The organism is Microbacterium sp. LB12, assembly GCF_037150835.1.
Lineage (GTDB): Bacteria > Actinomycetota > Actinomycetes > Actinomycetales > Microbacteriaceae > Microbacterium.
This window is the reverse complement of the sequence record NZ_JBBCPF010000002.1, coordinates 394,616-418,315: the sequence shown is the minus strand read 5'-3', so window position 1 is coordinate 418,315 and position 23,700 is coordinate 394,616. Positions and strand designations below refer to the sequence as shown.

The window sequence follows — 23,700 nt, the reverse complement described above, 5'->3', positions numbered from 1 at the left end:
GAGTCCAGTGACGAGCCTCCCTCATCCCACAAGCCGGTCACCGCTGCAGGCAGCGATCCTCTCGCCGGATACATCTTCGTCGACGAGAGCAATGCAGAAGCCGACTGGGTACGTGCGGAAGAGGTGATCGAAACCTGCATGGACGCCGCGGGGTTCCGCTATGTGCCTCAGGAGTACAGCCCGGGGTTTCCGCCGAAGTCGGAGCTCAGATCAAGAGACTGGTCACCGAGCACGGCTACGGGGTCGTCGACGGATATTTCCAGGCTGTCGCGAGCGACCCGAACTCCGAGTACGTAGCCACGCTCTCAGCCGCAGAAGGCGGCACCTACTTCGCAACCTTGATGGGCACGAGCGGGTCGGGGAAGGTCAGTTGGAGGGATCAAGGCTGCGTCGGAAGGAGCGTGCTCGACGCGCGTCCAACTGCGGACCAGAAAGAGCCGGCCATTCTGGGCGGGGCCGAGAAGTTCCGGTCATCGCTCTACACCAATCCGCGGGTCACTGCGTTGTATGACGAGTGGAGTTCGTGCATGAGGGAAGACGGCTACACGGGACAGCGCAACCCCGGAGATCCGGGCGATCTCTCCGAGAAGGTCGAAGACCTCATCAAGAAGCAGAGATTCGCGTCGTGGGACCCGTCGCTGGTCACCGAGGATCCCGCTGTCGTCAAGCTCAAGGGCGAAGAGGTGGCCCGGGCCACCGCAGACTTCGACTGCGCCGCGGACATGGACTATGAACCGCGCCTCATCGCCACCTTCACCGACCTGGAGCAGGACTTCATCGCCGAGCACAAGAGCGAACTGGAAGAAGCCCAGCTCTGGCTCAACCAGTAGGTCACCGAATCGTGTATATCGGCCCGTCTCCGAAATTCGCATAACATTTTACCTCGTACAACATCGTTGTGCGCCGGGCCACTCCTCATCGAACATCGCACACGCTGTGCGCGCCCGGCTCATCAGACAGGAGACTCAATGACGAACTCTGGAAAGGGATGGGTGGAAGACACCGCCCCCGCCCGCGAGAACGACCGTGAACGACTCGGTGATGTGACGTCCGCGGTGCAGGACTTCTCCCATGAGCAGGCGGGATATCAGAAGTCGCTCAAGCCGCGGCACCTGCAGATGATCGCCATCGGCGGCGCGATCGGCACCGGCCTGTTCATGGGCGCGGGTGGACGCCTGAACTCGGCCGGGCCCCTGCTCGCCGTGTCGTACCTGGTGTGCGGTATCTTCGCGTTCTTCATCCTCCGCGCCCTGGGCGAGCTGGTCATCCACCGCCCGTCGTCCGGGTCGTTCATCTCGTACGCACGCGAGTTCTACGGCGAGAAGCTCGCCTTCGCCGCCGGGTGGCTCTACCTCCTCAACTGGGGCATGGTCGCGATCGTCGATTCCACCGCTGTCGCGCTTTACATCCACTACTGGTCGATGTTCGAACTCGTGCCGCAGTGGCTGCTCGCGCTGATCGCCCTGGTCGTCGTCGTCGGGCTCAACGTGGCGTCGGTGCGGCTGTTCGGCGAGATGGAGTTCTGGTTCTCGATCATCAAGGTCGCCGCGCTCGTCATCTTCTTGGTGCTCGGTGTCCTGTTCCTCGCCGCCGGATGGCAGACCGACCAGGGCCCGACCGGGTTGCAGATGCTCGCCGAACACGGTGGCTTCATGCCTGAAGGCGTGCTCCCCGCCGTGATCGTCATGCAAGGCGTCGTGTTCGCGTACGCATCGATCGAGCTGATCGGCACGGCCGCGGGCGAGACGAAGGACCCCGCGAAGCAGATGCCACGCGCCGTCAACTCGGTCATCCTCCGCATCGGCGTCTTCTACGTGGGCTCGGTGCTGCTGCTCGCGCTGCTGCTGCCCTACACGGTGTACCAGGCCGGCGAGAGCCCGTTCGTGACCTTCTTCTCACACATCGGCGGCCCCGGCATCGGCGCCCTCGCGGGAAGCGTGATGAACTTCGTCGTCATCACCGCGGCGGTCTCCGGCCTCAATGCCGGACTGTACTCGACGGGCCGGGTGTTTCACTCCCTCGCGGCGTCGGGGGCCGCCCCGCGCGTGACCGGCATGATGAGCAAGCGCGGCGTGCCAATCGCGGGCATCCTGTTCACCGCGGGCTTCGCCTTGATCGGCGTGATCTTGAACGCCGTCGTACCCGAGGATGCGTTCGAGATCGTCCTGAACATGGCCGCACTCGGCATCATCGCTGCGTGGGCGACGATCATCCTGTGTCAGCTGCGCCTGCAGAAGTGGGCGAAGCAGGGACGCGCGGTGCGCCCGGCCTTCCGCCTTTTCGGAGCGCCATTCACCTCATACTTGACGCTCGCGTTCCTGGCATCGGTGATCGTGCTGATGGCTCTCGACTATCCGACCGGCACCTGGACGGTAGGCACCCTCGTGATCATCGTGCCACTGCTGATCGGCGGTTGGTTCCTCGCCAAGCCACGGATCATGCAGCTCAAGGAACTCCGGACGACCGGGGTGGTGACCACGATCATGAACAGCGAGCTCAGCGACGAGGTGTCCTGAGGCGATCATGAATCACTGGCGCCGCCCGCACCACACCACGCGTGTGATGCGGGCGGCGCGCTCGTGTGCCAAGGCGTTCGCGGGCACGCCGTCGCGAGCGAGTTCAGCCCGCGTCGAGTGAGGCGCCCTCCTGGGTCGATGCCCGATCGATGGCCGCGGGGAGCACGTCGTCGAAGAGCGCCACGAGCACAGACCGGGTGGTGTCGGCGTCTCGCTGCTGGATCGCGCCCCGGATACCGGACACGGCCGCCGCGACCGCATCCCAGTCGAACGCCTCGCGTGAGTGCTGCCCGAATCGGCGGATCTGCGGTCCAAGGACCTCGATGATCGAGACCCGAGACGCGTTGCCCTCGATCCGAGCGAAGCCGATGGCCATGCCGCGCAGCGCAGTGCCGAAACCGATCATCTCGTGCGCTTCGACGGCCTTCGACAGGTCGTCAGCAAGGTCGGTGAGGTAGGCGACGTCGTCGTCCTGCAACAGCGGCATCACGTGGCGCACGGAGCCGATCCAGATGTCACCGAACAAGTCCACGGCATTGCGCACACGTTCCAGATCGATTGGCGCGACCCGCGTGAACCGGTTGCGCTGCATCTCCACCAGACCGTGATCGGCGAGCCGATCCAGCGCATGCCGGATCGGCGTCTTCGACGTCCCCAGTCGCTCCGCGAGCTCGTAGTCGCGGAGAAGCTCGCCGGGGCGAAGCTCACCGCTGATGATCGCTTCCTGCAGACGGGCATAGGCCTCGTCGCTCATGGACCTGCGCTCAAGAGGTCCGCCAGAGAGTGTCACAGCGCGCTCCGCTCGGTTCGTCGACTGGTAGAGCGTGAAGTTCTACCTCTCGGCAATATATCCCACCCTTGAGCGGGTTGCCGATCGGCGCGCCTCTACTCTTCGTCGAAGCGGGTGAGCTCCTGCTCCTCTGCACGGTCGATCGTCGCGGCCAACGTCTCGTCGAAGAACGTCACGATGACAGCACGGGTCTTCACAGCGTCACGCTCGGAGATGGCCTCACGGAGGGAGACGACGAACGCTTCGACGACGCCCCAGTCAAATGCGTCCCGCGCGTGCTGGCTGAACCGGCGGATCTGCGGTCCGAGGCGTTCGATGATGACGGCGCGCGAAGAGTTCCCCTCGATCCGCGCGAAGCCGGTGGCAGTGGCGCGCAGGGCGATGCCGAAGCCCGCCACATCGCGCTTCTTGACCGCGGACGACATCTCGCCGGCGAGGTCGGCGAGGTAAGTGACGTCGTCGTCTTGGAGCAGCGGCATCACGTGACGGACAGAGCCGATCCAGATGTCACCGAACAGGTCGACCGCGTTGCGCACCCGGTCCAGGTCGATCGGCGCGACGCGCGTGTACCGGTTGCGCTGCATCTCGACCAGACCGTGATCGGCCAAGCGATCCAACGCATGACGGATCGGCGTCTTCGACGTGCCCAGACGCTCCGCCAGCTCGTAGTCGCGCAGTCGCTCCCCCGGGCGAAGCTCGCCGCTGATGATCGCGTCCTGCAGGCGGGCATACGCCTCATCGCTCATCGACCTGCGCTCGAGGGGACCGCCTGAGAGTGCCATTTGTCCTCCACTCGGGGCACGAGAATCGGAGTAGAGCCTGAAGTTCTACCTACACTGCAATGTATCGCATCGGACATGGCCGACAGGCGGATCACAGGAAAGAGGACGATGACGGTGCGCGCAATCGCAGCATGGGGAGAGCGGCGTCAGGTGCCTCTGTACGTGGGCTCGATCGTGGTCGGTGCCGTCGTCGGACTGCTGCTGCCATGGATGGCGAGTTCGCTGGAGTCGTCCATCAATCCCCTTCTCGGGGTGCTGCTGTTCGTGACCTTCCTCGGCGTGCCGTTCACCGCCATCGGACGGGCCTTTTCGGACTGGCGCTTCCTCGGTACCGTGCTCGTGCTGAACTTCGTGGCGGTGCCCGCCGTGGTGTTCCTGTTGAGTCGGGTGGTCGCCGACGACCGCGCGATCCTCCTCGGGGTGCTGCTCGTACTGCTCACACCCTGCGTCGACTACGTCATCGTCTTCACCGGTCTGGCCGGCGGCGACCGCTCCCGCCTGCTCGCCGCCACGCCCCTGCTGATGCTGCTGCAGATCCTGCTGCTGCCCCTCTCCCTGACCGTCATGATCGGCCCGGCGACGACCGGCGCACTCGATGCGCGCCCCTTCGTCGACGCCTTCCTCCTGTTGATCGTGCTGCCGCTCGGGCTCGCCGCACTCACACAGCTGCTCGGCGCACGGTTCCCGGCCGTCCGCGTCGTCGAACGCGGGGCCGCCGCAGCGATGGTGCCGCTCATGATGCTCACGCTCGCGACGGTCGTCGCCTCCCAGGTGTTCGCGGTCGGCGGGTCGCTGGGGCAGCTCCTGGTCACGATTCCGCTCTTCCTCGCCTTCGCCGCGATCATCGCACCCCTCGGCGCCCTCGTGGCACGGATCGCGCGACTGGATGCGCCCGGCCGTCGCGCCGTCGTCTTCAGCGGCGTGACCCGCAACTCCCTGGTCGTGCTGCCGCTCGCGCTCGCGTTGCCGGAGGAGTTCGCGCTCACGCCGCTTGTCGTCGTGACCCAGACCCTGGTGGAGCTGATCGTGATGGTGGTGATGGTCGCTGTGGTGCCACGCGCGATCAGGCCCTGACGGCGCGGACGATCACGTCACTCAGCTGCATCGTCGTCCCACCGGAGCGTCCGCGCACCTCCCGGTCACGGACCTCGGCTGTCTGCACGTCCCAGAGGTCCAGCGGAAGCAATGCACGGATGCTCGCCGGATCGACGACGGTCGCGTCAGGATGCGCGTGGCCGTGCCCGTGCGCGTGGTGGTGACCCACGATCAGGAGGGTGCCGCCGGGGGCGACCCACTCCGCGATGCGCGCGTAGAAGTCCAGCTGCGGAATCGTCGGATGCGCGTAGAACGTGGTGACGAGGTCGAACTCCTGGGCAGGCTGCCAGGTCGTGAGGTCGGCCTCGATCCAGGTGATCTGCGGGCCATCGACCGGGGTGCGTGCGGCGGCGCGTGCGAGTGCCTCCGCAGAGATGTCGGCCGCGGTCACCGCCCAGCCCTGGCGAGCGAGCCACCGGGCTTCGGCACCCTCACCACTGCCGGCTTCGAGCGCTGTGCCGTGATCGAGACCGGCAATCTCGCCGAGGACGGGATGGGGCGGAAGCGCGTCTCCACCCTCGCGCCAGTGCGCGTCCCAGAAGTCCCGGTCGAACTGCTCGCTCATCGCGTAGCCGTTCTCCGGGCTCGGACGAGGGCGGAGCGGACCTCACCGTAGATCTCCCGCAGCGGCGCCGTCTTCTTCTCTGCGCGACGCACCCACTCATCGAACGTGAGACGCATGCCGAGCGAGAAGCTCTCGGCGACGGCGTGCGCATCGAGGGGCGAGAGGCCGGGCCGTGCGGCGAGCGCGACGGCGAGCTGTGCGGTCAGCGTCGCGTCGCGTTCGAGGCCGGCCGCGTGCAGCGCCGGGTTGTCGTTCATGAGCCGGCGCACGCGGAGGAAGCGGTCGCGTCCATCGGTGTCGGCGTCGAAGAGCTCGGCCATCTCCTCCCACGCCTCTTCGAGATCGCGGAGCGGGTGCGTCGCCGAAGCCTCCGCGGCGACGTCGATGAGCTCCTGCTCGAGGCCCGCGTCATCGACGAGCACGGCCGATTCCTTCGTGGCGCAGTGCCGGAAGAACGTCGTGCGCGAGACGCCGGCAGCGGCGGCGATGTCGTCGATCGTCGTCGCGGCGAATCCGTTCTTCTCGAACAGGTCGACCGCGGCGGCCGCGATCGTCCGTACCAGCTCTCGGCGGCGGCGTTCGCGCAGGTCCGGCGGCGGTGACGGCGTTCGGGAATAGCGAGCCATGATGCTAGGTTAGCACCTCGTACAGACTTGGTACTCAGTACCAAGTACGAACTCAATGCCAGGAGACCATCGTGCCCACCACGTCAGAGCCCACCACCACCGCACCATCGCCCGCACTCGCTCGCACCGGGCCGGCGATCGCCCTGCTGTTGATCTCGGCATTCGTCGTGGTGTTGAACGAGACCGCCATGGGAGTGGCGATTCCGCACATCATGGAAAGCTTCGACGTGAGCGCGGCATCGGCACAGTGGCTGACGACCGCCTTCATGCTGACCATGGCCGTCGTCATCCCGGTGACGGGTGTGCTGCTGCAGCGCTTCACCCTGCGGCGCAGCTTCTTCACGGCAATGGGGCTGTTCGCCGTCGGCACGGCGATCGCCGCATTCGCCCCGACCTTCGAGGTGCTGCTCGTCGCGCGGATCGTGCAGGCGCTGGGAACCTCGATCATGCTGCCGCTGCTGTTCACGACCGTGATGCAGCTGGTCGCCCCGGAACGTCGCGGGCGCACCATGGGGCTGGTCACGATCGTCACGGCCGCTGCCCCCGCGCTCGGACCGACCGTGTCAGGCGTCATCGTCTCGACGCTCGGCTGGCAGTGGGTGTTCCTCATCGTGCTCCCCATCGCTCTGTTGGCGATCGTCGCGGGAGCGGTCTGGCTGCGCGACGTCACTCCGACGATGCCCGCACGCTTCGACGTGCTCTCGGTCCTCTTGTCCGCCGTCGGCTTCTCGGGTCTGATCTACGGGCTCGCGAGCATCGGCGAATCGGTCGGCGGGAGCGAGGGCCTCCCGGTGTGGATCCCGCTCGTCGTCGGTATCCTCGCGCTGGTCGCCCTGGTGCTCCGCCAGCTCGCGCTGCGCGACACCGACCGCGTGCTGCTCGATGTGCGCGTCTTCGCCGGACGCACGTTCGCGATGTCGACCGTGACGCTGGTCGTGGTGTCGATCGCGATGTTCGGCTCGCTGATCCTGCTGCCGCTGTACATCCAGCAGGTGCTCGGGGAGCCCGCGTACGTCGCCGGCCTCATGCTGCTGCCCGGCGGCATTCTGTCTGGGCTCCTCGCGCCGTTCGTCGGCATGGCGTACGACAAGATCGGGCCGCGAGCACTGATCGTCCCCGGCGCCGCGATCGTGACCGCAGCGATGCTGGCCTTCTCGACGCTCGGCGCGGGCACTCCGGTCGCACTCGTGATCGGCATGCACCTGCTGCTGAACGTGGGGACCGCCCTCATGATGACGCCGCTGATGACCACTGCGCTCGGCTCCGTGACACCCGAGCTCTATCCGCACGCCAGCGCGATCGTCAACACTCTGCAGCAGGTATCGGGTGCCGCGGGGACCGCGCTGTTCATCACGCTGTTCACCGTGGCATCGGCCGCCGCGACCGCGAGCGACCCGACGGCAGCCCTCGCCGACGGGGTCGGTACCGCTTTCGGCGTCGGCGCCGCCATCAGCGCCATCGGCATCGTGCTCGCCCTCTTCCTCCGGCGTCCTGCGCCTGGCGTCGCAGCGCCGGATCAGCAGGGTGCGGAGGCCTCCCGATGAGCGCTCGCGCCGCAGTCCGCGTCGACGTGTGGTCCGACGTCCAATGCATCTGGTGCTACATCTCCAGCGCTCGCCTGCGCCGCGCCATCGCGCAGTTCGACGGCGAGGTCGAGGTCGCGCATCATTCGTTCGAACTGACCCCGCATGCGGCCGTCGACATCGACCGTGAAGCGCAGATCCGCAGTCACGGCATGGAGCCCGCTCGGATGCAGCAGATCATGGATCAGCTCACCCGTCTCACGGGCGAGGAGGGGCTCGGGTACGACCCGGATCGCACCCGTCCCACGAACTCGCACCTCGCCCTGGAGCTGCTCCATCACGCGGGTGCGCAGGGCCTGCGTGCCGAGCTCACCGAGCGGCTGTTCACCGCGTACTTCGCCGAAGGGCGGCATGTCGGGCGCATCGGCGAACTCGTCGCGCTGGCCGAAGATGCGGGTTTGGATCGCGAGTCCGCGCGGGCTGTGCTCGAAGACCGGCGCCACAGGGCAGCAGTCGACGCCGACATCGCGCGGGCCCGTGCACTCGGCGCACAGGGCGTTCCGTTCTTCGTCATCGACGACACCTGGGGTCTGTCCGGCGCGCAGCCCGTTGCCGGCTTCCTCGCCGCTCTCGAACACGCGCGCTCCACGTGATGCGGCGGTGTCTGCTGAAGATCTCCGTGACCAAACCGTTGCATTCGTTACCTCGCCGTTATACAGTGATCACACGGTGAATGTTTGCTGTGGCATCCACCGCATGTGATTGCAGGACACTCTTGGTGCAAGGGACAAGGGCCGGTCGGGAGCCTCTCCGACCGGCCCTTTACTGTTCGCACTAGTCTGTGAGGATGACCGATCGCAAGCTCGCCCTGGAGGCATGGGAGAGCCTGTTCCGCGCGCAGCACGAGCTGTTCACGGAGATGATGGCCGACTTCGAGCACAGCGACCTCGGGCAGGCCGAATACGACGTGCTGCTGACCGTCACGCGCTCCCCCGAGATGACCGCGCGGCTGCGCGACATCACCTCGAACATGCTGATCAGCCAGCCCAGCGTCTCGCGCCTCGTCGACCGCATGGTCACGCGCGGACTCGTCGCGAAGTGCTCCGACCCCGACGACGGCCGCGGGGCCCTCATCCGCGCGACCGACGAAGGCGCGAGAGCGTTCCGCTCGCTCGCCACCGTGCACGGACGTTCGATCGCCGAGCGCATGTCGCGCCTCGACGACGCCGAGCTGCGTGCGCTGCGCGACCTCGCCGAGAAGCTCCGCACCCGCTGAGCACCCTCCTGCACAGCGCTCCCTTCAGCGCAGTTCTCTCCTGATCGGCGCGGAAAGACGGCCGCCTCAACGCGCCCTCGCCGTATCTGGCAGGGTGGAACCGAAGGCGCGCACCACGGCGCGCCCGAGACCGCCCCCTCGGGGGGAACCAGGGAGGTCATCCATGGAGATCGCCGGAATCGTCGGCATCCTCGTCATCATCGGCATCGCCGTCGTCGTCGCCGTCATCCTGCTGCTGGTGTTGCTGCTGTTCGCGCGCAGCTGGATCAAAGTCGCCCGCGCCGACGAAGCCCTCGTCATCTCGGGGCGCAAGCAGCGAGTGCAGACGGCCGTGCTCTCGGCCGACGGATCGAGCCGGTCCGAGATGTCGGAGTCGCCCGTCACCGTCATCGTGAACGGCAAGTCGCTGGTGAACCCGATCACGCAGCGGCACGAGATCATCTCACTGCGCTCCCGCCAGGTCTCCCTCAACGCCGAGGCCCAGTCGCTCGACAGCGTGACCCTCAACGTCGACGGCGTCGCGATCGTCAAGATCGGCTCCGACCCGATCCTGGTTCGTCGTGCCGCCGAGCGCTTCGCCTCGCAGGACAAGGCCATCGAGCAGTTCACCACCGAACAGCTCGAAGGTGCGCTCCGCGGCATCGTCGCCACACTGTCGGTCGTCGAGCTGATGCGCGAGCGCAAGAAGTTCTCCGACCAGATCGCCGCCGACGTCTCGCAGGAGCTCGCCGAGCAGGGCCTCATCCTCGACTCGTTCCAGATCAAGGGCATCACCGACAAGGTCGGCTACATCCAGTCGCTCGGCGCCCCCGAGATCCAGGCGAAGCGTCAGTCGGCCGAGATCTCGCAGACCAATGCCGACCGCGCGATCAACCAGAAGAACATCGCCAACCAGGAAGCCAACCTGATCGAGCAGACCGCGCTCGACACGAACACGGCCAACGCCGACTCCGGCATCGGACGCGCCCGCGCCGAGGCCGAGCAGGCCGAAGCCCTCGCCCGTGCGCAAGCCGAGCAGGCCGTTCTGCAGCAGCAGGCCGAGAACAAGCAGGCCCAGCTCGACGCCGACGTGAAGCGCGTCGCCGACGCGCAGCGGTACGAGGCCGAGACCCGCGCCCAGGCCGAGCTGTACACCCGTGAGCGCGCCGCCGAGGCCGCCGCGATCGAGCAGGTCAAGCAGGCAGAGGCCCGCACCCGCATCGCCGAACAGCAGGCCCAGGCCGACAAGGCACGCGCCGAAGGTGAGGCAGCCGCGGCGATCGCGAAGGCCAGCGGTGAGGCGAACGCCCTCCGCGCACAGGCCGAAGCCGAGGCCGAAGCCCGCCGCCTGCGCGCCAACGCCGAAGCCGACGCCATCCGTGCCGAGGGTGACGCCCGCGCGGCTGCCCTCGAAGCCGAAGCGAAGGCCATCGCCTCGAACCAGGACGCGTTCCTCTCGCAGCGCGTGCTCGAGGTGCTGCCGTCGATCATGGCCGAGTTCTCCAAGGGCTACGCCGCGATCGGAAACGTGTCGATCATCGGAGGCTCCGGCGAAGACGGCGCCTCGAACGTGGTCGGTGCCGACAACGCCAAGGCTCTCGCCTCGGTGTTCGACAGCGTCCACTCGGCGACGGGCCTCGACCTGGCCGGCATCATCCAGGGGCAGGCCGTGGGTCGAGGGATCGGAGAGGGCGTGGCCGCGGCGACACCACCGGCACCGAAGCGCAAGGCGGCTGCGGCCGCCGCGCCCGCCCCGGCTCCCGCGGCCGCTCCCGCAGCGGAGTAGTCGCCACACAGCGGAGCAGTCCCCACACAGCGGATGCCGCGGCCGATCCGGTCGCGGCATCCGCTGTTTCACGAGCTTCATCCTTCGGCCGTTCACAACTCAGGAGATCCAGCGGCAACGGCGCATCGGGCGGTCAGTTCGTGCAGACTCGGGCGCAGACGTCCTGAGTCGTGAACGGCTCCCGGCCTCCACCCGACCGGGCAGACTGGACGGATGACGTCCGCCGCCTTCGACCTCGCCGCCATCGGTGCCGGGCTGTCGTTCGCAGCCGCGCTCGACGAGCTCTCGTCGGCACTCGACGCGAGCGGATCGGTCGTCGTGACCGCGCCGCCGGGCACAGGCAAGACCACGCTCGTGCCACCACTCATCGCCTCACGATCCCGCGGTCGCGTGATCGTCACCCAGCCGCGCCGGGTCGCCGCCCGCGCCGCCGCCCGCCGCCTCGCCCACCTCGACGGCAGCCCCCTCGGCTCCCGCGTGGGCTTCACCGTCCGCGGCGAGCGCGCCACGGGACCCGAGACGCAGATCGAGTTCGTCACCGCCGGCGTGCTGCTGCGCCGGATGCTCGACGACCCGGGTCTCGACGGCGTCGATGCCGTGATCGTCGACGAGGTGCACGAGCGGGCACTCGAGACCGACCTCCTCATCGGCCTGCTGTCCGAAGTCCGCGAGCTGCGAGACGACCTCGTGGTCGTCGCCATGTCCGCCACCCTCGACGCGGCGCGCATCGCCACGGTCATCGGCACCGACGCCTCCCCCGCCCCGATCGTCGACCATGATGTCCCCGCTTTCTCGCTCACCGAGCGCTGGGCACCGAGCCCCGTGTCACGCCTCGACGAGCGCGGAGTCACCCGGGGTTTCCTCGATCACGTCGCACGGGTCACGACCTCGGCCGCCCTGGACCTGATCCGCGAAGACCCGGCCGCCGATGTGCTGGTCTTCGCCCCGGGCGCCCGCGAGGTATCGGAGATCGCCCGCCGCATCCGCAGCACGACCGACGCCTTCGATGTGCGGGAGCTGCACGGCCAGATCCCCCCGGCCGAGCAGGACGCCGTGATCCGCGGTCGCACCGCGAAGGACCGCCCGCGCATCATCGTCACGACATCCGTCGCGGAGTCCTCACTCACGGTGCCGGGCGTGCGGATGGTCGTGGACTCCTGCTTGTCCCGGTATCCGCAGCGCGATGCCGCCCGCGGCATGACGGGCCTGGTCACCGCCGCCGCTTCCCGCTCGTCCTGCGTCCAACGCGCGGGACGCGCCACCCGTCAGGGCGCCGGCACCGTCATCCGCTGTGTCGACGAGCGCTCCTACGCCGCCGCTCCCGCCCGACCCATGCCCGAGATCGCGGTGATCGACCTCGCCGACGCCGCCCTGTTGCTCGCCTGCTGGGGCGCCCCGGGCAGACGCGGACTGCGGATGATCGACCCGCTTCCCGCCGAGAACCTGGCCGACGCTCTCGTGACCCTGCGCGGGCTCGGGGCGATCGACGACGAGGGTCGCGCGACCGCGGAGGGCCGCGCCCTGGCCCGCATCCCGACCGATCCTCGCCTCGCCCGCGCTCTCCGCGACGGCAGCACGACGGTGGGGCGCCGGCTCGCGGCCGAGGTCGTGGCCGTCCTCGGCGGCGATCTGCGCATCCCGGAGGCCGACGTGGCGCAGTCCCTCATCGCGCTGCGGGGCGGTCGGACACCGGAAGCCCGCCGCTGGCGCGAGGACGCGAATCGCCTCGAGCACCTGGTCCGCCCGACACCGGGTGTCCAGTCGGACCTCGACGGCGTCGGCCTCGTGATCGCTCTGGCCTTCCCGGAGCGGATCGCGCACCGCGTCGAGCACACCGGCGACGGCGCGACGTTCCTGCTGGCATCCGGCACCCGTGCCGGGTTGCGCGGCCCGCTCGCCTCCGTCGAATGGCTCGCCGTCGCCGATGTCACCCGCGTCTCCTCGCGCGCGACAGCAGGGTCCGGCGCTCTCATCCGCTCTGCCGCGACGCTCACCGACGCGCAGCGGGAACAGGCAGCGAGCCACCTGATGACCGACCGCGTCGAGGCCGAGTTCGTCGGCGGTCGCGTGCAGGCGCGACGCGAACGTCGGATCGGCGCGATTCTGCGCACCTCGGCTCCCGTGCGGGCATCGGCCGAAGAGGGGCGGGATGCCGTGCGTCGAGCACTCCGCCGCGATGGGCTCGGAGTGTTCACCTGGTCGGAGGGCGCCGATGCCCTGCGCCGCCGATTGGCCCTGCTCCGGCGCGAACTCGGCGCGCCTTGGCCCGAGGTGTCGGATGCCGGCCTGGTCGAGAACCTCGATGCGTGGCTGGCGCCCGAGCTCGATGCCCTGGCCGCCGGCACCCCCGCCGCACGATTGGACCTCGCCTCGGCGCTGCGCCGCCTGCTGCCCTGGCCCGATGCGACCCGTTTCGACGAGCTGGTCCCCGAGCGCCTGGAAGTACCCAGCGGATCCCGCATCCGCATCGCCTACCCGGAACCCGACGGCGACCCGACCGCACGCCCCGTCGTCGCCGTGAAGCTGCAGGAGTGCTTCGGCTGGGCAGAGACTCCCCGCCTGGTCGACGGCCGGGTGCCGGTGCTGTTCCACCTCCTGTCGCCCGCGGGTCGTCCGCTCGCAGTCACCGACGACCTCGCCTCGTTCTGGTCCGGCCCGTACGGGCAGGTGCGCGCCGAGATGCGCGGACGCTACCCGCGACACCCCTGGCCGGAGGATCCGTGGGCGGCGGCGCCCACCAGGCACACCAAGAACCGCGCCGGCCGCTGAGTAGCGCCCCGGGTCGGCGACTCAGCGGGTGCGACGGCGGAGAGTGAGCGAGGCGAGGATGAGGGCTCCCACCGCGAACCCCAGCACGATCAGCAGCGGCCCGAACACGTCCCACCCCTCATCGCCCGCCGTGACCGCGTTGATCGTGTCGATGGCGTAGCTGAGCGGCAGCCAGTCCGAGATCGCATGCAGCACGTCGGGCATCTGGTCGCGCGGCATGAACAGTCCGCCGAGGATGATCTGCGGGAACACCAGCAGCGGCATGAACTGCACCGCCTGGAACTCGGTCTGCGCGAATGCACTCGCCAGCAGTCCGAGAGCCGTGCCGAGAAGCGCATCGACGATCGCGACCAGTCCCAGCTGCCACAGCGGCCCGTCCACGTCGAGCCCGCACACTCCGACCGCGAACGACACGGTGATGACCGCCTGCAGCAGCGCCATCAGCCCGAACGCGAGCGCGTAGCCGAGGATGAAGTCGGCCTTCTCGAGCGGCGTCGTCATGAGCCGTTCGAGAGTGCCGGACCGGCGTTCGCGGAGGGTCGTGATCGACGTGATGAGGAACATCACGATGAACGGGAACAGCGCCAGGATCGCCCCGCCGAACTGGTCGAAGACACCCTCCTGGTCGCTGAACAACCACGCGAAGAGTCCCACGAGCAGGCTCGGCGCGACCAGCATCAGTGCGATCGACCGCGGGTCGTGGCGCAGCTGGGCGAGCACGCGTCCGGCGGTCGCGAACATACGGCGGCCGTTCATTCCCCGACCTCCTCGTGGTGCGTGCGGGCTTCTCGGCGCGATCGGCGTGTGGGACCTCCCGCTCCTGGGGTCGCATGATCCTCCGACGCGCGGTCGCGTTCGATCAGGGCGAGGAACGCGGCATCGGGATCGGTGGTGCCGGTGTCGGCGAGCAACGCGGTCGGAGTCGTGTCGGCGATGATGCGCCCCGTGCGCATGAGCAGCAGTCGATCGCACCGCAGCGCCTCGTCCATCACGTGGCTCGACACGATCATGGTCACGCCTCGGTCGGCGAGCCCGCGGAACAGTTCCCACAGCTCCACCCGCAGCACGGGGTCGAGTCCGACCGTCGGCTCGTCGAGCACCACCAGCTCGGGGGATCCGATCAAGGCCATCGCCAACGAGACCCGGCTCGCCTGACCGCCGCTGAGCGATTCGACCAACTGACCCGCTTGCGCACGCAGCCCCACCTCGTCGATGACGCGGCCGACGTCGCCCTTCGGAGCCTTCAAGAGCGCGGCGAGGTAGGCGAGGTTCTGTCGCACGGTCAGGTCGCCGTAGACCGCGGCGCCCTGCGTGCCGTAGGCGACACGGTGCCGGAGCTGGCGGGATCCTCCCGGTTCACCCAGCACCGTGATCTGCCCCGAAGCGACCCGTTGCACGCCCACGATCGAGCGCATCAAGGTCGTCTTGCCGCACCCGGAAGGACCCAGCAGCCCGGTGATCTGGCCGCGCGGGATCGTGAGATCGACACCGTCGAAGACCTGTGTGCTGCCGCGCTCCACGCGCAGTTGCGAGATCTCCACCGCCGAGTTATTCATCATGCGATGAATTATCCGCTTCGACGTCGATTCCGTCAACGGGCGCCCCTGCCCTGTCGGGGCAGCACGGGGCTCCGGGGACCGCGCACTCAGTCGAACAGGTAGCGCTGCACGGTCGGACCGACGCGCGCGACGAGCTCGTCGACCGTCGCCCCCGTGAGCACGGGCAACCGGACCACGTAGCGGGCGATCAGCATCCCGGCGATCTGCGACGCCACCAGCGCGGCCCGCAGCTCGGCATCGTCGACGTCCAGGCGCCGGGCCACCCGGGTCAGGAGCTCGCGCGAGAGGAATCCGGCCAAAAGCGGCGTCGTGACCTTGCTTCCGAGCGCCGTGCGGAGCAGCATCACACCACGCCGCCGCACCTCCGGCTGCTCAAAAGCCTCCAGCACGTATCTGATCAGCCGTTCACCGACATCGTCACGCGGCCCCGCGAGGATCTCGGGCACGTCGATGTCCGGCCGCAGCGGGATGCCCACGGCCTCGGCGAACAGATCGGCCTTGGTGCCGAAGTAGTGGTGCACGAGTGCCGAATCCACCCCGGCGCGGGCCGCGATCGATCGGATCGTCGCTCCGTCGTAGCCCTGCTCGCCGAACTCGTCGACCGCGGCGCCGATGATGCGCGCCCGCGAATCGGTGCCGCCGCGGGGGCGGCCACGCCGACGCGGCGCCTTCTGCTCGGTCATGCCCGCCAGCCTACGACTTCTGGCGTGACGGGTCCGCTCAATCGAGGAGGTGACGGAGGTAGCGGTTCGGCTCATCGAGGAACGAGCGCCAGTGGTTCACGATCTCGAGATCGTCCCACTCGGCCGGGCGGATGCCCCACTCCCCGACTTCGAGGATCTTTGCGCCCGGAAGCGCGGCCAGCACCGGCGAGTGCGTCGCGCACAGCACCTGACCGCCCTCTTCGGCGATGCGACGGAGCACCGCGATGAGCGCGAGCGTCGAGTTGAACGAGAGCGCCGCCTCCGGCTCGTCGAGACAGTAGAAACCCGGCTCATCGAAGCGGCTTTCCAGCAGAGCGAGGAACGACTCACCGTGACTCATCTCGTGGAAGGACACATCCGGGCTGCGGGTCGACGGATTGTCTTCGAGGTACGTGTAGAACGAGTGCATCGTCTCGGCGCGCAGGAAGAAGCCCCAGCGGTTCGCGCCCACTCCCCGCTGCAGCCGCAGCCACTCCGACAGCGGGGACTCGGTGGCACGGGTGGTGTGGCGGGCCTGCCGCGACCCGCCCTCCGGCGAGAGGCCGTAGGCGATCGCGATGCCCTCGACCAGGGTCGACTTGCCGCTGCCGTTCTCGCCCACGAGGAAGGTCACTCCCGCGTCGAGGTCGATCCCTTCCCGCAGCACCTGGGCGACGGCCGGGATGCTCGTGGGCCACTGCGCGCCGGGGGTCGGAGCGTCATCGTTCGGCTGCACCGAGACCACCGGCTGCTGTCGTCGCCGCCGCGAGCTCGGATCCCAGAAGTCGTCCATCCCTCCCCTCCCCTTCTCCATAGTCACGCACGCTACCCGGCCTCACCGACACCCGCGCCACACCCCCACGCCCCTCGACCCGCCGCCGACCCACCCCCCTGCGTGCGACCCACCCCCTTGCGCGCGTCCACAAAGGGGTGGGTCGCGCCGAAGGGGGTGGGTCGACCAGGCGGGAAGGGGGTCAGCACTCGATGACGTTGACCGCGAGACCACCCTCGCTGGTCTCCTTGTACTTCGTCGACATGTCGGCGCCGGTTTGGCGCATCGTCTCGACGACCGCATCCAGGGAGACATAGTGGCTGCCGTCACCGCGCAGAGCGAGACGCGCGGCGGTGACCGCGGTGGATGCGGCGATCGCGTTGCGCTCGATGCACGGGATCTGCACGAGTCCGCCGATCGGGTCGCACGTGAGTCCGAGGTGGTGCTCCATCGCGATCTCCGCGGCGTTCTCGATCTGCCGGTTGGTGCCGCCCATCACGGCCGTCAGCCCGCCCGCCGCCATGGCGCATGCGGATCCGACCTCCGCCTGGCATCCGCCTTCGGCACCGGAGATCGACGCGTTGGCCTTGAACAGCGAGCCGAGCGCCGTGGCCGTCAACAGGAACCGACGGATACCACGGCGACGGTTCGCCTCGGCCGTCTGCTCGTCATCGAGGTCGTGTCCCGCATCGATCGCTCGGGCATCCGCCTCGAAACCCAGCAGCGCGCTGCCGACCAGCTCGCCGTAGGGCGTGACGGCATTGCCTGCCCCGAGGCCGGAGTCGGCGAGGAACCGCCACCAGTACATCGCGACGGCGGGGAGGATTCCGGCCGCCCCGTTCGTCGGTGCGGTGACCACGCGCCCCCCGGCCGCGTTCTCCTCGTTCACCGCCAACGCGAACGCGCCGAGCCACTCGCCGGGAAGCTCGCGATGCCCGTCGGCCTCCACCTCTTCGAGCTGGCCGCGGATCACACCGGCCCGCCGCTTGACCTTCAGGATGCCAGGGAGGGTGCCGTCGGCGTGCAGCCCGGCGTCCACGCATCCCGCCATCGCATCCCAGATCGCGTCGAGGCCCGCCGCCACCTCCTCCTCGCTGCGCAGCGAGGTCTCGTTGAGCCGGGCGAGCTCCGCGATCGACAGTCCGTTCTCGTCGCACAGGGCGAGCAGCGAGGCGGCATCCGCATAGGAGTAGGGGAATCCCGCGGTCGTGAGCTTCGCCTCTTCGCCGTCTCGGCGGATGAAGCCGCCGCCCACGGAGTAGTAGGTCTGCTCGGAGAGGATCTCACCATCGGGCGCCCAGGCCGTGAGCGTCATCGCGTTCGGGTGGCCGGGCAGGCGCGTGCGCGGCGCGAAGACGATATCGTCCTTCGCGAACGGGACCTCCTGCGCGCCGTCGATCGTGAGCGGCTCGCCCGCGGGATAGTCCGTCCACGCCGACCGCACCGCGGAGGGATCGCACGTCTCCGGGGAAAGTCCGCGCAGGCCGGCGACGACCGCATCCGGCGTGCCGTGCCCGATGCCCGTGGCGCCGAGCGATCCGTACAGGGTGCAGCCGACGCGGGCCACGCGCGGCAGGACCCCGGTGGCGGTGAGGCGTCGGGCGAAGTCGAGAGCCGCGCGCATCGGTCCGACTGTATGGGAACTCGAAGGTCCCACTCCGATGGAGAACAGGTCGAAGGCCGAGACGTACGCAGTCACTCCTCCAGGCTACGCGCGATTCCCCGGATTCGGTTCACCGCGGTTAACCCGCCGCGTCGTCAACCCCCTTCACCGGCTCGCCCGACCGGGGCATCCTGGATGGATCGACGAAGGGACGATCATGACGGACAGCACTCCCGAACCGAGCGAAGAGCCCACGACCGAGCAGTTGAAGGAGCCGAGCACGGAGAAGGATCCGGGCGAGGAGCCGAAGGCACCGGAGAAGCGGAGCGACCCCGAGCCCGACCATGAGGCGGTCGGTATCGGCGTGATCGACACGGAGGAGTGACTTCGCTCCCTGCAGAACTTCGCAGTTCGACAGAAGGGTCGCAGGAATCACGGGGATTCCTGCGACCCTTCTGCTGTTCTGCGAAGAACGGCGCGGACTACTCGACGAGCTTGCCCGTGGTGTCGACCTCGCGCATGAGCTCGGCGATCTCGGCGGAGATCGGCGGGATGTGCTCGCGCGTCACGCCGGTGGTCGGCGACCACACGAGGTTCACCTGCAGCGTGGGGTCGCTGTCGGGGAAGTCGCTGCGGTTGTGGCATCCGCGGGTCTCGCGACGCTCCAGCGCCGCTTCGAGGGTGGCACGGGCCGCGAGTGCCGAGGCCTTGAGGTCGAAGGCGTGGGCGAGATCCTGGAACCCGGCGATGTCGGGGTGGATGCCGATGTCCTCCATGCGCCCCTCGATCATGTCGAGGTCGGCGAGCCCGGCACGCAGTCCCTCCTCGGATCGCACGACTCCTGCGTACTCGGTCATGAGGTTGCGGATCGCCCGCTGCAGGGCGCGCACGTTCTCGCGCCCCTCGGCGGCGAGCAGGTCGTCGATCTCGGCCCGCGCCGTGGCGACGGCCTCTGCCGAACGGCGCTGCGCGTCGAGACCGGCCGCGTGCTCCATGGCCGCCTGGCCGACGATGCGACCGTAGACCAGCAGCTCGATGAGCGAGTTTCCGCCGAGACGGTTCGCCCCGTGCAGTCCGCTCGACGCCTCACCGATCGCATAGAGCCCTTCGACGTCGGTCTGATGATCTTCGGGGCGCACCCACACGCCACCCATCGAGTAGTGCGCGGTCGGCGCGATCTCGATCGGGTCGGTGGTGATGTCGAGCATCTGCAGCTCCATCATCGTCTGATAGACGCGGGGCAGACGGGTCATGATCGTCTCGCGCGGCAGGTGCGACACGTCGAGCCAGACGCCGCCGTTCTCGGTCCCGCGCCCTTCCTTGATCTCGGTGTAGGCGGCGAGCGCGACCCGGTCGCGGGTCGACAGCTCCATCCGCTCCGGGTCGTACTTCGCCATGAACCGCTCGCCGAGGGCGTTGCGCAGGATGCCGCCCTCGCCGCGTGCGGCCTCGGAGATGAGCGTTCCCGCGGCGCTCTCCGGCTCGATGATGCCGGAGGGGTGGAACTGCACCAGCTCGGGGTCGCGCAGTCGTGCACCGGCGTCGACGGCGAGACGGAACGAGTCGCCGGTGTTCTCGTCGCGACGCGAAGACGTGCGGCGCCAGATGCGGTTGTGTCCGCCGGCGGCGAGGATCACGGCGTCGGCGTGGATGAGGTAGCGGGTGCCGTCGGCCTGATCGAACCCGTAGGCGCCGAACACCACGTTGTCGCGCACGAGGAGGCGCGTGATGTAGACGTGGTCGAGGATCGGCACGTCGAGCTGCTCGGCCTTGCGCACGAGGGTGCGCTGGATCTCGAGGCCCGTGTAGTCGCCGGCGAAGGCGGTGCGGCGGAACGTGTGTGCGCCGAAGAAGCGCTGCGAGATGCGGCCGTCGTCTTCGCGGGCGAAGTCCATGCCCCAGCGCTCCAGATCGCGGATGCCGCGTTCGGCGCCCTGCGTGACGATCTCGACCGTGTGCGGGTTGGCGAGCAGGTAGCTCTCCTTGATGGTGTCGGCGGCGTGCTGCTGCCAGCTGTCTTCGGCATCCATCGTGCCGAGTGCGGCGTTGATGCCGCCTGCCGCGAGAGAGGTGTGCGCGTCTTGTCGCGGGCGTTTGCCGACGGCGAGCACGTCGACACCGTGCTCAGCGATCTCGATCGCGGCGCGGAGGCCGGAACCACCGGTGCCGATGACGAGGACGGTGGTGGATATCTGACGTTCGGGGGTAGCCATGCGCTCCACGCTAGTTAGGGCACCCTAATAACTCCAATGCATAGTTCGAGTGGAAACGATGCGGGTAGGCTATGGTCATGAACCTCGAGCAGCTCCGCGGGTTCGTCGAGGTCGCGCGTCTCGGACACTTCACCCGCGCCTCCGAGCACCTGCACCTCGCGCAGCCGTCGCTGAGTCGGCAGATCTCGACTCTCGAACGCGAACTGGGCGCCGAGCTGTTCCACCGTGCACGCGGCCACATCGCTCTCACCGCAGCGGGTGAAGCCCTGCTCCCCCGTGCTCAGCGGATGCTCGCGGAGGCCGATGCCATCCGCGACGAGATGGGCGAGCTCGCCGGGCTCCGGCGCGGACGCGTGCGACTCGGAGCCCCGCCGACCCTCTGCATCAGCCTCGTCGCGGAAGCTCTCAGCGCATTCCACACCGCCTACCCGGACATCGACCTGCACCTGATCGAGGGGGGATCGCGCCTCCTCGTCGAACAGCTCGCCGTCGGCGCGGTCGACATCGCGCTCGTGACCCAGTCGGATGGCACGACGCCCGCCGGGGTCAGCCTCACCCACATGCCGCTGTTGTCGGAGGAACTGGTGGTCGTCTCGTCCGCAGCCGCCCCTCCCGTCACCCACGGCCCGTCGATCAGCCTGGCGCACCTGGCCACCCTGCCGCTGATCGCCTTCGATGAGAGCTACGAGCTGCGGGCCACGATGGATGCTGCGTTCCGCGCCGCCGACCTCACCCCGAAGCTCGCACTGGAAGGCGCCGAGATGGACGCCGTGCTCCGCTTCGTCGAACACGGAGTGGGCGTCGCCGTCGTGCCCGCCATGGTGCTGTTCGATCGGCCGCTGCTGCGTTCGGCTCGACTCGCCCACCCGGCGATGTCGCGCACGATCAGCCTGGCGCACCGCTCCGACGTCACACCCGCCGTGGCGGTGGCGGCCATGCGTCGCGCCATCATCGCGACGGCCGCGGACGTCGCCGAGCGCGATCCCGCCATCACGTCGCTGATCGACTGAGTTCGATCGGAGTCAGACTCGCGCGACGGAGAGCTCCTCGCGCACGATCGCCGCACCCGCACTGAGCGCGCCCATCTTGCCGCGCGCGACGTCGCGGGGCAGCGGAGCCATGCCACAGTTCGTGCTGGGGATCAGCTTGTCCGCATCCACGAACGAGAGCGCTCTCCGAAGAGTCTCGGCGACCTGCTCCGGAGTCTCGATCTCGTGCCTCGCCACATCGATGGCCCCGAGCATGACCTTCTTGCCGCGGACGAGTTCGAGAAGGTCGATCGGCACATGGGAGTTCTGGCTCTCCAGCGAGATGACGTCGATCGCGGACCGCTGCAGCAGCGGGAACGACTCCTCGTACTGGCGCCACTCCGATCCGAGAGTCGCCTTCCAGTCGGTGTTCGCCTTGATGCCGTAGCCGTAGCAGATGTGCACGACGGTCTCGGCGCGCAACCCCTCCGCGGCTCGCTCCAGCGCCGCCACTCCCCAGTCGTGCACCTCGTCGAAGAAGACGTTGAAGGAGGGCTCGTCGAACTGGATGATGTCGACGCCCGCCGCCTCGAGTTCCCGCGCCTCCTCGTTGAGGATCGTCGCGAACTCCCACGCCAGCTTCTCGCGGCTGCGGTAGTGACGGTCGGCCAGGGTGTCGATCATGGTCATCGGCCCGGGGAGCGCCCACTTGATCGGCCGGTCGGTCTGCTGGCGGAGGTACTTCGCGTCGTCGACGAACACCGGCTTGGGGCGGCTCACCTCGCCGACCACCGTTGGCACGCTCGCGTCGTAGCGGTTGCGGATGCGCACGGTCTCGCGCCGATCGAAGTCGACCCCGTCGAGGTGCTCGATGAACGTCGTGACGAAGTGCTGGCGGGTCTGCTCGCCGTCGCTGATGATGTCGATGCCGGACTGGCGCTGCTCCTGCACGGCGATGCGCAGCGCATCCTGCGTGCCCTCGATCAGGGCGTCACCCTCCAGCTTCCAGGGGGACCAGAGGGTCTCCGGCTGTGCGAGCCAGGAGGGCTTCGGCAGGCTGCCGACGATCGAGGTGGGGAGAAGAGTGGTCATGCTCGCGATGCTCCCTGGATCAGGCGACCAGGGTCGCGTCGCCGGCGGCCCACCGTTCGAGCACGTCCCGATGCGGCTTCATGAAGTGCTCCTCCGTGTACTTCCCCTGCGCGCTCGCGAGCTGGCTGCGCTCGACACGGTCGTATGCGATCTGCGTCGACGAGTAGTTCTGCTGGTCGAGGGTCGGCCGGTAGACGCTCGCCGCCACCGCGTTCGCGTTGTAGATCTCCGGACGGTAGATCTTCTGGAACGTCTCCATCGTGCTGATGGTGCCGATCAGCTGCAGGTTCGTGTAGTCGCCCAGCAGGTCGCCCGTGAAGTAGAACGCGAGGGGCGCCACGCTTCCGGGAGGCATGAAGTACCGGACCTGCAGCCCCATCTTGCCGAAGTACTCGTCGGTGAGGGAGTAGTCGCTCTGCTGATACTCGACGCCGAGGACCGGGTGGTGGTTCGCGGTGCGCCGATACTCCTTGCTCGTCGACACGCTGATGCAGATGACGGGCGACGTCGAGAAGCGCTCCCGGTACGCGCGAGAGTCGAGGAAGTGCTGGAAGAGCTTGCCGTGCAGCACACCGAATTCATCGGGGAGGGTGAACTTCCCTGCGGCCTCGGTGGTCGCCGGCAGCAGCACGCTGAAGTCGTAGTCGCGCACGTACGACGAGAAGTTGTTGCCCACGATCCCCTGGTGGCGCTGGCCGGTCACCCGGTCGACGATCTGGATGTCGAGCACCTCGAGCAGCGGGAACCGGTTGTCCTCCCCGCCCGCGGTGAACTCCAACTCGACCGAGACGATCTCGAGTTCGACGCCGTAGCGGTCCTCGGTGGGGTTGTCCCAGTGCGCGAGAGAGTTGAAGCGACGCTCGATCATCGTCAGGGCGTTGCGGAGGTTCTGCTGGCGGTGCTCGCCGCGAGCCAGGTTGGCGAAGTTCGTGGTGATCCGCGAGCTCTCGGAGGGCGCGTAGTCCTCGTCGAAGCGCGTGGTGGAGATGTGGAACGCGAGTTCGTTCGCCATGAGCGGCCCATCTGATAGCGGTGATCGGCCGGGGTCGGCCACGGAAGTCGTACTCCATCGTGCAGCCGATCCGCAGATATCGGGTAAGTCG

Annotated in this window: 22 protein-coding genes; 10 read left to right on the top strand and 12 right to left on the bottom strand. The window is 68.5% G+C overall.

Going from position 1 to position 23,700, the window contains the following annotated elements; genetic code table 11:
* Positions 1-401: 401 nt before the first annotated feature.
* Positions 402-830, top strand: a complete 429-nt coding sequence (locus WFM69_RS06485; protein WP_337002850.1) for a hypothetical protein — start codon at positions 402-404, stop codon at positions 828-830.
* A 138-nt stretch (positions 831-968) separates the two neighbouring features.
* A complete protein-coding gene (locus WFM69_RS06480; protein ID WP_337002848.1) occupies positions 969-2,516 on the top strand; it encodes an amino acid permease in 1,548 nt (515 codons plus the stop codon).
* 103 nt (positions 2,517-2,619) lie between these two features.
* Here the strand turns inward: WFM69_RS06480 and WFM69_RS06475 are convergent, their stop codons facing one another.
* Positions 2,620-3,270: a GntR family transcriptional regulator gene (locus tag WFM69_RS06475; RefSeq protein ID WP_337002846.1), complete on the bottom strand. Its 651-nt coding sequence runs from the start codon at positions 3,268-3,270 to the stop codon at positions 2,620-2,622.
* 131 nt (positions 3,271-3,401) lie between these two features.
* The gene (locus WFM69_RS06470) at positions 3,402-4,088 is read right to left on the bottom strand and encodes a GntR family transcriptional regulator (protein WP_337002844.1); all 687 of its coding nucleotides are present in this window, start codon (positions 4,086-4,088) and stop codon (positions 3,402-3,404) included.
* Positions 4,089-4,196: 108 nt separating this feature from the next.
* Here WFM69_RS06470 and WFM69_RS06465 point away from each other — a divergent pair, with 108 nt between their 5' ends.
* Positions 4,197-5,162 carry a bile acid:sodium symporter gene (locus WFM69_RS06465; RefSeq protein ID WP_337002842.1) on the top strand — a complete coding sequence of 322 codons (966 nt, stop codon included), beginning with the start codon at positions 4,197-4,199 and terminating at the stop codon, positions 5,160-5,162.
* Here the strand turns inward: WFM69_RS06465 and WFM69_RS06460 are convergent.
* The gene (locus WFM69_RS06460) at positions 5,152-5,748 is read right to left on the bottom strand and encodes a class I SAM-dependent methyltransferase (protein ID WP_337002840.1); all 597 of its coding nucleotides are present in this window, start codon (positions 5,746-5,748) and stop codon (positions 5,152-5,154) included. The genes WFM69_RS06465 and WFM69_RS06460 overlap by 11 nt on opposite strands.
* Entirely contained in the window at positions 5,745-6,374 is a 630-nt protein-coding gene (locus tag WFM69_RS06455; RefSeq protein ID WP_337002838.1) for a TetR/AcrR family transcriptional regulator, read from the bottom strand. The genes WFM69_RS06460 and WFM69_RS06455 overlap by 4 nt, the downstream gene beginning before the upstream one ends.
* 71 nt (positions 6,375-6,445) lie before the next feature.
* On the opposite strand from WFM69_RS06455, the gene WFM69_RS06450 reads away from it, so the two are divergent.
* The 5 genes from WFM69_RS06450 (at position 6,446) to hrpB (ending at position 13,707) form a co-directional block, all read left to right on the top strand.
* Positions 6,446-7,918 (top strand): MDR family MFS transporter, encoded by a 1,473-nt coding sequence (locus tag WFM69_RS06450; RefSeq protein WP_337002836.1) that lies wholly within the window; start codon positions 6,446-6,448, stop codon positions 7,916-7,918.
* Positions 7,915-8,550, top strand: a complete 636-nt coding sequence (locus WFM69_RS06445; RefSeq protein ID WP_337002834.1) for a DsbA family oxidoreductase — start codon at positions 7,915-7,917, stop codon at positions 8,548-8,550. Before WFM69_RS06450 ends, WFM69_RS06445 begins: the two co-directional genes overlap by 4 nt.
* A gap of 194 nt (positions 8,551-8,744) precedes the next feature.
* Positions 8,745-9,173, top strand: a complete 429-nt coding sequence (locus tag WFM69_RS06440; protein WP_337002832.1) for a MarR family winged helix-turn-helix transcriptional regulator — start codon at positions 8,745-8,747, stop codon at positions 9,171-9,173.
* Between the two features lie 163 nt (positions 9,174-9,336).
* Entirely contained in the window at positions 9,337-10,938 is a 1,602-nt protein-coding gene (locus WFM69_RS06435; RefSeq protein WP_337002830.1) for an SPFH domain-containing protein, read from the top strand.
* Between the two features lie 213 nt (positions 10,939-11,151).
* Positions 11,152-13,707 (top strand): ATP-dependent helicase HrpB, encoded by a 2,556-nt coding sequence (gene hrpB / locus WFM69_RS06430; protein ID WP_337002828.1) that lies wholly within the window; start codon positions 11,152-11,154, stop codon positions 13,705-13,707.
* Positions 13,708-13,728: 21 nt separating this feature from the next.
* On the opposite strand, the gene WFM69_RS06425 is transcribed toward hrpB, so the two are convergent.
* The 5 genes from WFM69_RS06425 to WFM69_RS06405 form a co-directional block, all read right to left on the bottom strand.
* Complete coding sequence (locus WFM69_RS06425; RefSeq protein ID WP_337002826.1) at positions 13,729-14,463, bottom strand: ABC transporter permease; 735 nt, start codon at positions 14,461-14,463, stop codon at positions 13,729-13,731.
* Positions 14,460-15,266, bottom strand: coding sequence for an ABC transporter ATP-binding protein (locus WFM69_RS06420; RefSeq protein WP_337002824.1), 807 nt, complete (start codon positions 15,264-15,266; stop codon positions 14,460-14,462). Before WFM69_RS06420 ends, WFM69_RS06425 begins: the two co-directional genes overlap by 4 nt.
* A gap of 86 nt (positions 15,267-15,352) precedes the next feature.
* Positions 15,353-15,949, bottom strand: coding sequence for a TetR/AcrR family transcriptional regulator (locus WFM69_RS06415; RefSeq protein ID WP_337002822.1), 597 nt, complete (start codon positions 15,947-15,949; stop codon positions 15,353-15,355).
* 37 nt (positions 15,950-15,986) lie between these two features.
* Positions 15,987-16,742: an AAA family ATPase gene (locus WFM69_RS06410; protein ID WP_337002820.1), complete on the bottom strand. Its 756-nt coding sequence runs from the start codon at positions 16,740-16,742 to the stop codon at positions 15,987-15,989.
* 181 nt (positions 16,743-16,923) lie between these two features.
* The gene (locus tag WFM69_RS06405) at positions 16,924-18,420 is read right to left on the bottom strand and encodes an L-serine ammonia-lyase, iron-sulfur-dependent, subunit alpha (RefSeq protein WP_337002818.1); all 1,497 of its coding nucleotides are present in this window, start codon (positions 18,418-18,420) and stop codon (positions 16,924-16,926) included.
* A gap of 121 nt (positions 18,421-18,541) precedes the next feature.
* Between WFM69_RS06405 and WFM69_RS06400 the strand changes: the two genes are divergently transcribed.
* Positions 18,542-18,709 carry a hypothetical protein gene (locus tag WFM69_RS06400; protein WP_337002816.1) on the top strand — a complete coding sequence of 56 codons (168 nt, stop codon included), beginning with the start codon at positions 18,542-18,544 and terminating at the stop codon, positions 18,707-18,709.
* 97 nt (positions 18,710-18,806) lie between these two features.
* Here the strand turns inward: WFM69_RS06400 and WFM69_RS06395 are convergent, their stop codons facing one another.
* Positions 18,807-20,537 carry an L-aspartate oxidase gene (locus WFM69_RS06395; protein WP_337002814.1) on the bottom strand — a complete coding sequence of 577 codons (1,731 nt, stop codon included), beginning with the start codon at positions 20,535-20,537 and terminating at the stop codon, positions 18,807-18,809.
* 77 nt (positions 20,538-20,614) lie between these two features.
* Here WFM69_RS06395 and WFM69_RS06390 point away from each other — a divergent pair, with 77 nt between their 5' ends.
* A complete protein-coding gene (locus WFM69_RS06390; RefSeq protein ID WP_337002812.1) occupies positions 20,615-21,547 on the top strand; it encodes a LysR family transcriptional regulator in 933 nt (310 codons plus the stop codon).
* Between the two features lie 12 nt (positions 21,548-21,559).
* Here the strand turns inward: WFM69_RS06390 and WFM69_RS06385 are convergent, their stop codons facing one another.
* Both WFM69_RS06385 and WFM69_RS06380 read right to left on the bottom strand, forming a co-directional pair.
* Positions 21,560-22,597 carry a methionine synthase gene (locus WFM69_RS06385; protein ID WP_337002810.1) on the bottom strand — a complete coding sequence of 346 codons (1,038 nt, stop codon included), beginning with the start codon at positions 22,595-22,597 and terminating at the stop codon, positions 21,560-21,562.
* A 19-nt stretch (positions 22,598-22,616) separates the two neighbouring features.
* Positions 22,617-23,609 carry a DUF1852 domain-containing protein gene (locus tag WFM69_RS06380; protein ID WP_337002808.1) on the bottom strand — a complete coding sequence of 331 codons (993 nt, stop codon included), beginning with the start codon at positions 23,607-23,609 and terminating at the stop codon, positions 22,617-22,619.
* Between the last annotated feature and the right edge of the window lie 91 nt (positions 23,610-23,700).

Coding starts and splice junctions, on each gene's coding strand:
- WFM69_RS06480 (WP_337002848.1), top strand. CDS start 969: ATGACGAACTCTGGAAAGGGATGGGTGGAAGACACCGCCCCCGCCCGC.
- WFM69_RS06475 (WP_337002846.1), bottom strand. CDS start 3,270: ATGAGCGACGAGGCCTATGCCCGTCTGCAGGAAGCGATCATCAGCGGT.
- WFM69_RS06470 (WP_337002844.1), bottom strand. CDS start 4,088: ATGGCACTCTCAGGCGGTCCCCTCGAGCGCAGGTCGATGAGCGATGAG.
- WFM69_RS06465 (WP_337002842.1), top strand. CDS start 4,197: ATGACGGTGCGCGCAATCGCAGCATGGGGAGAGCGGCGTCAGGTGCCT.
- WFM69_RS06460 (WP_337002840.1), bottom strand. CDS start 5,748: ATGAGCGAGCAGTTCGACCGGGACTTCTGGGACGCGCACTGGCGCGAG.
- WFM69_RS06455 (WP_337002838.1), bottom strand. CDS start 6,374: ATGGCTCGCTATTCCCGAACGCCGTCACCGCCGCCGGACCTGCGCGAA.
- WFM69_RS06445 (WP_337002834.1), top strand. CDS start 7,915: ATGAGCGCTCGCGCCGCAGTCCGCGTCGACGTGTGGTCCGACGTCCAA.
- WFM69_RS06440 (WP_337002832.1), top strand. CDS start 8,745: ATGACCGATCGCAAGCTCGCCCTGGAGGCATGGGAGAGCCTGTTCCGC.
- WFM69_RS06435 (WP_337002830.1), top strand. CDS start 9,337: ATGGAGATCGCCGGAATCGTCGGCATCCTCGTCATCATCGGCATCGCC.
- hrpB (WP_337002828.1), top strand. CDS start 11,152: ATGACGTCCGCCGCCTTCGACCTCGCCGCCATCGGTGCCGGGCTGTCG.
- WFM69_RS06425 (WP_337002826.1), bottom strand. CDS start 14,463: ATGAACGGCCGCCGTATGTTCGCGACCGCCGGACGCGTGCTCGCCCAG.
- WFM69_RS06420 (WP_337002824.1), bottom strand. CDS start 15,266: ATGATGAATAACTCGGCGGTGGAGATCTCGCAACTGCGCGTGGAGCGC.
- WFM69_RS06415 (WP_337002822.1), bottom strand. CDS start 15,949: ATGACCGAGCAGAAGGCGCCGCGTCGGCGTGGCCGCCCCCGCGGCGGC.
- WFM69_RS06410 (WP_337002820.1), bottom strand. CDS start 16,742: ATGGACGACTTCTGGGATCCGAGCTCGCGGCGGCGACGACAGCAGCCG.
- WFM69_RS06400 (WP_337002816.1), top strand. CDS start 18,542: ATGACGGACAGCACTCCCGAACCGAGCGAAGAGCCCACGACCGAGCAG.
- WFM69_RS06395 (WP_337002814.1), bottom strand. CDS start 20,537: ATGGCTACCCCCGAACGTCAGATATCCACCACCGTCCTCGTCATCGGC.
- WFM69_RS06390 (WP_337002812.1), top strand. CDS start 20,615: ATGAACCTCGAGCAGCTCCGCGGGTTCGTCGAGGTCGCGCGTCTCGGA.
- WFM69_RS06385 (WP_337002810.1), bottom strand. CDS start 22,597: ATGACCACTCTTCTCCCCACCTCGATCGTCGGCAGCCTGCCGAAGCCC.
- WFM69_RS06380 (WP_337002808.1), bottom strand. CDS start 23,609: ATGGCGAACGAACTCGCGTTCCACATCTCCACCACGCGCTTCGACGAG.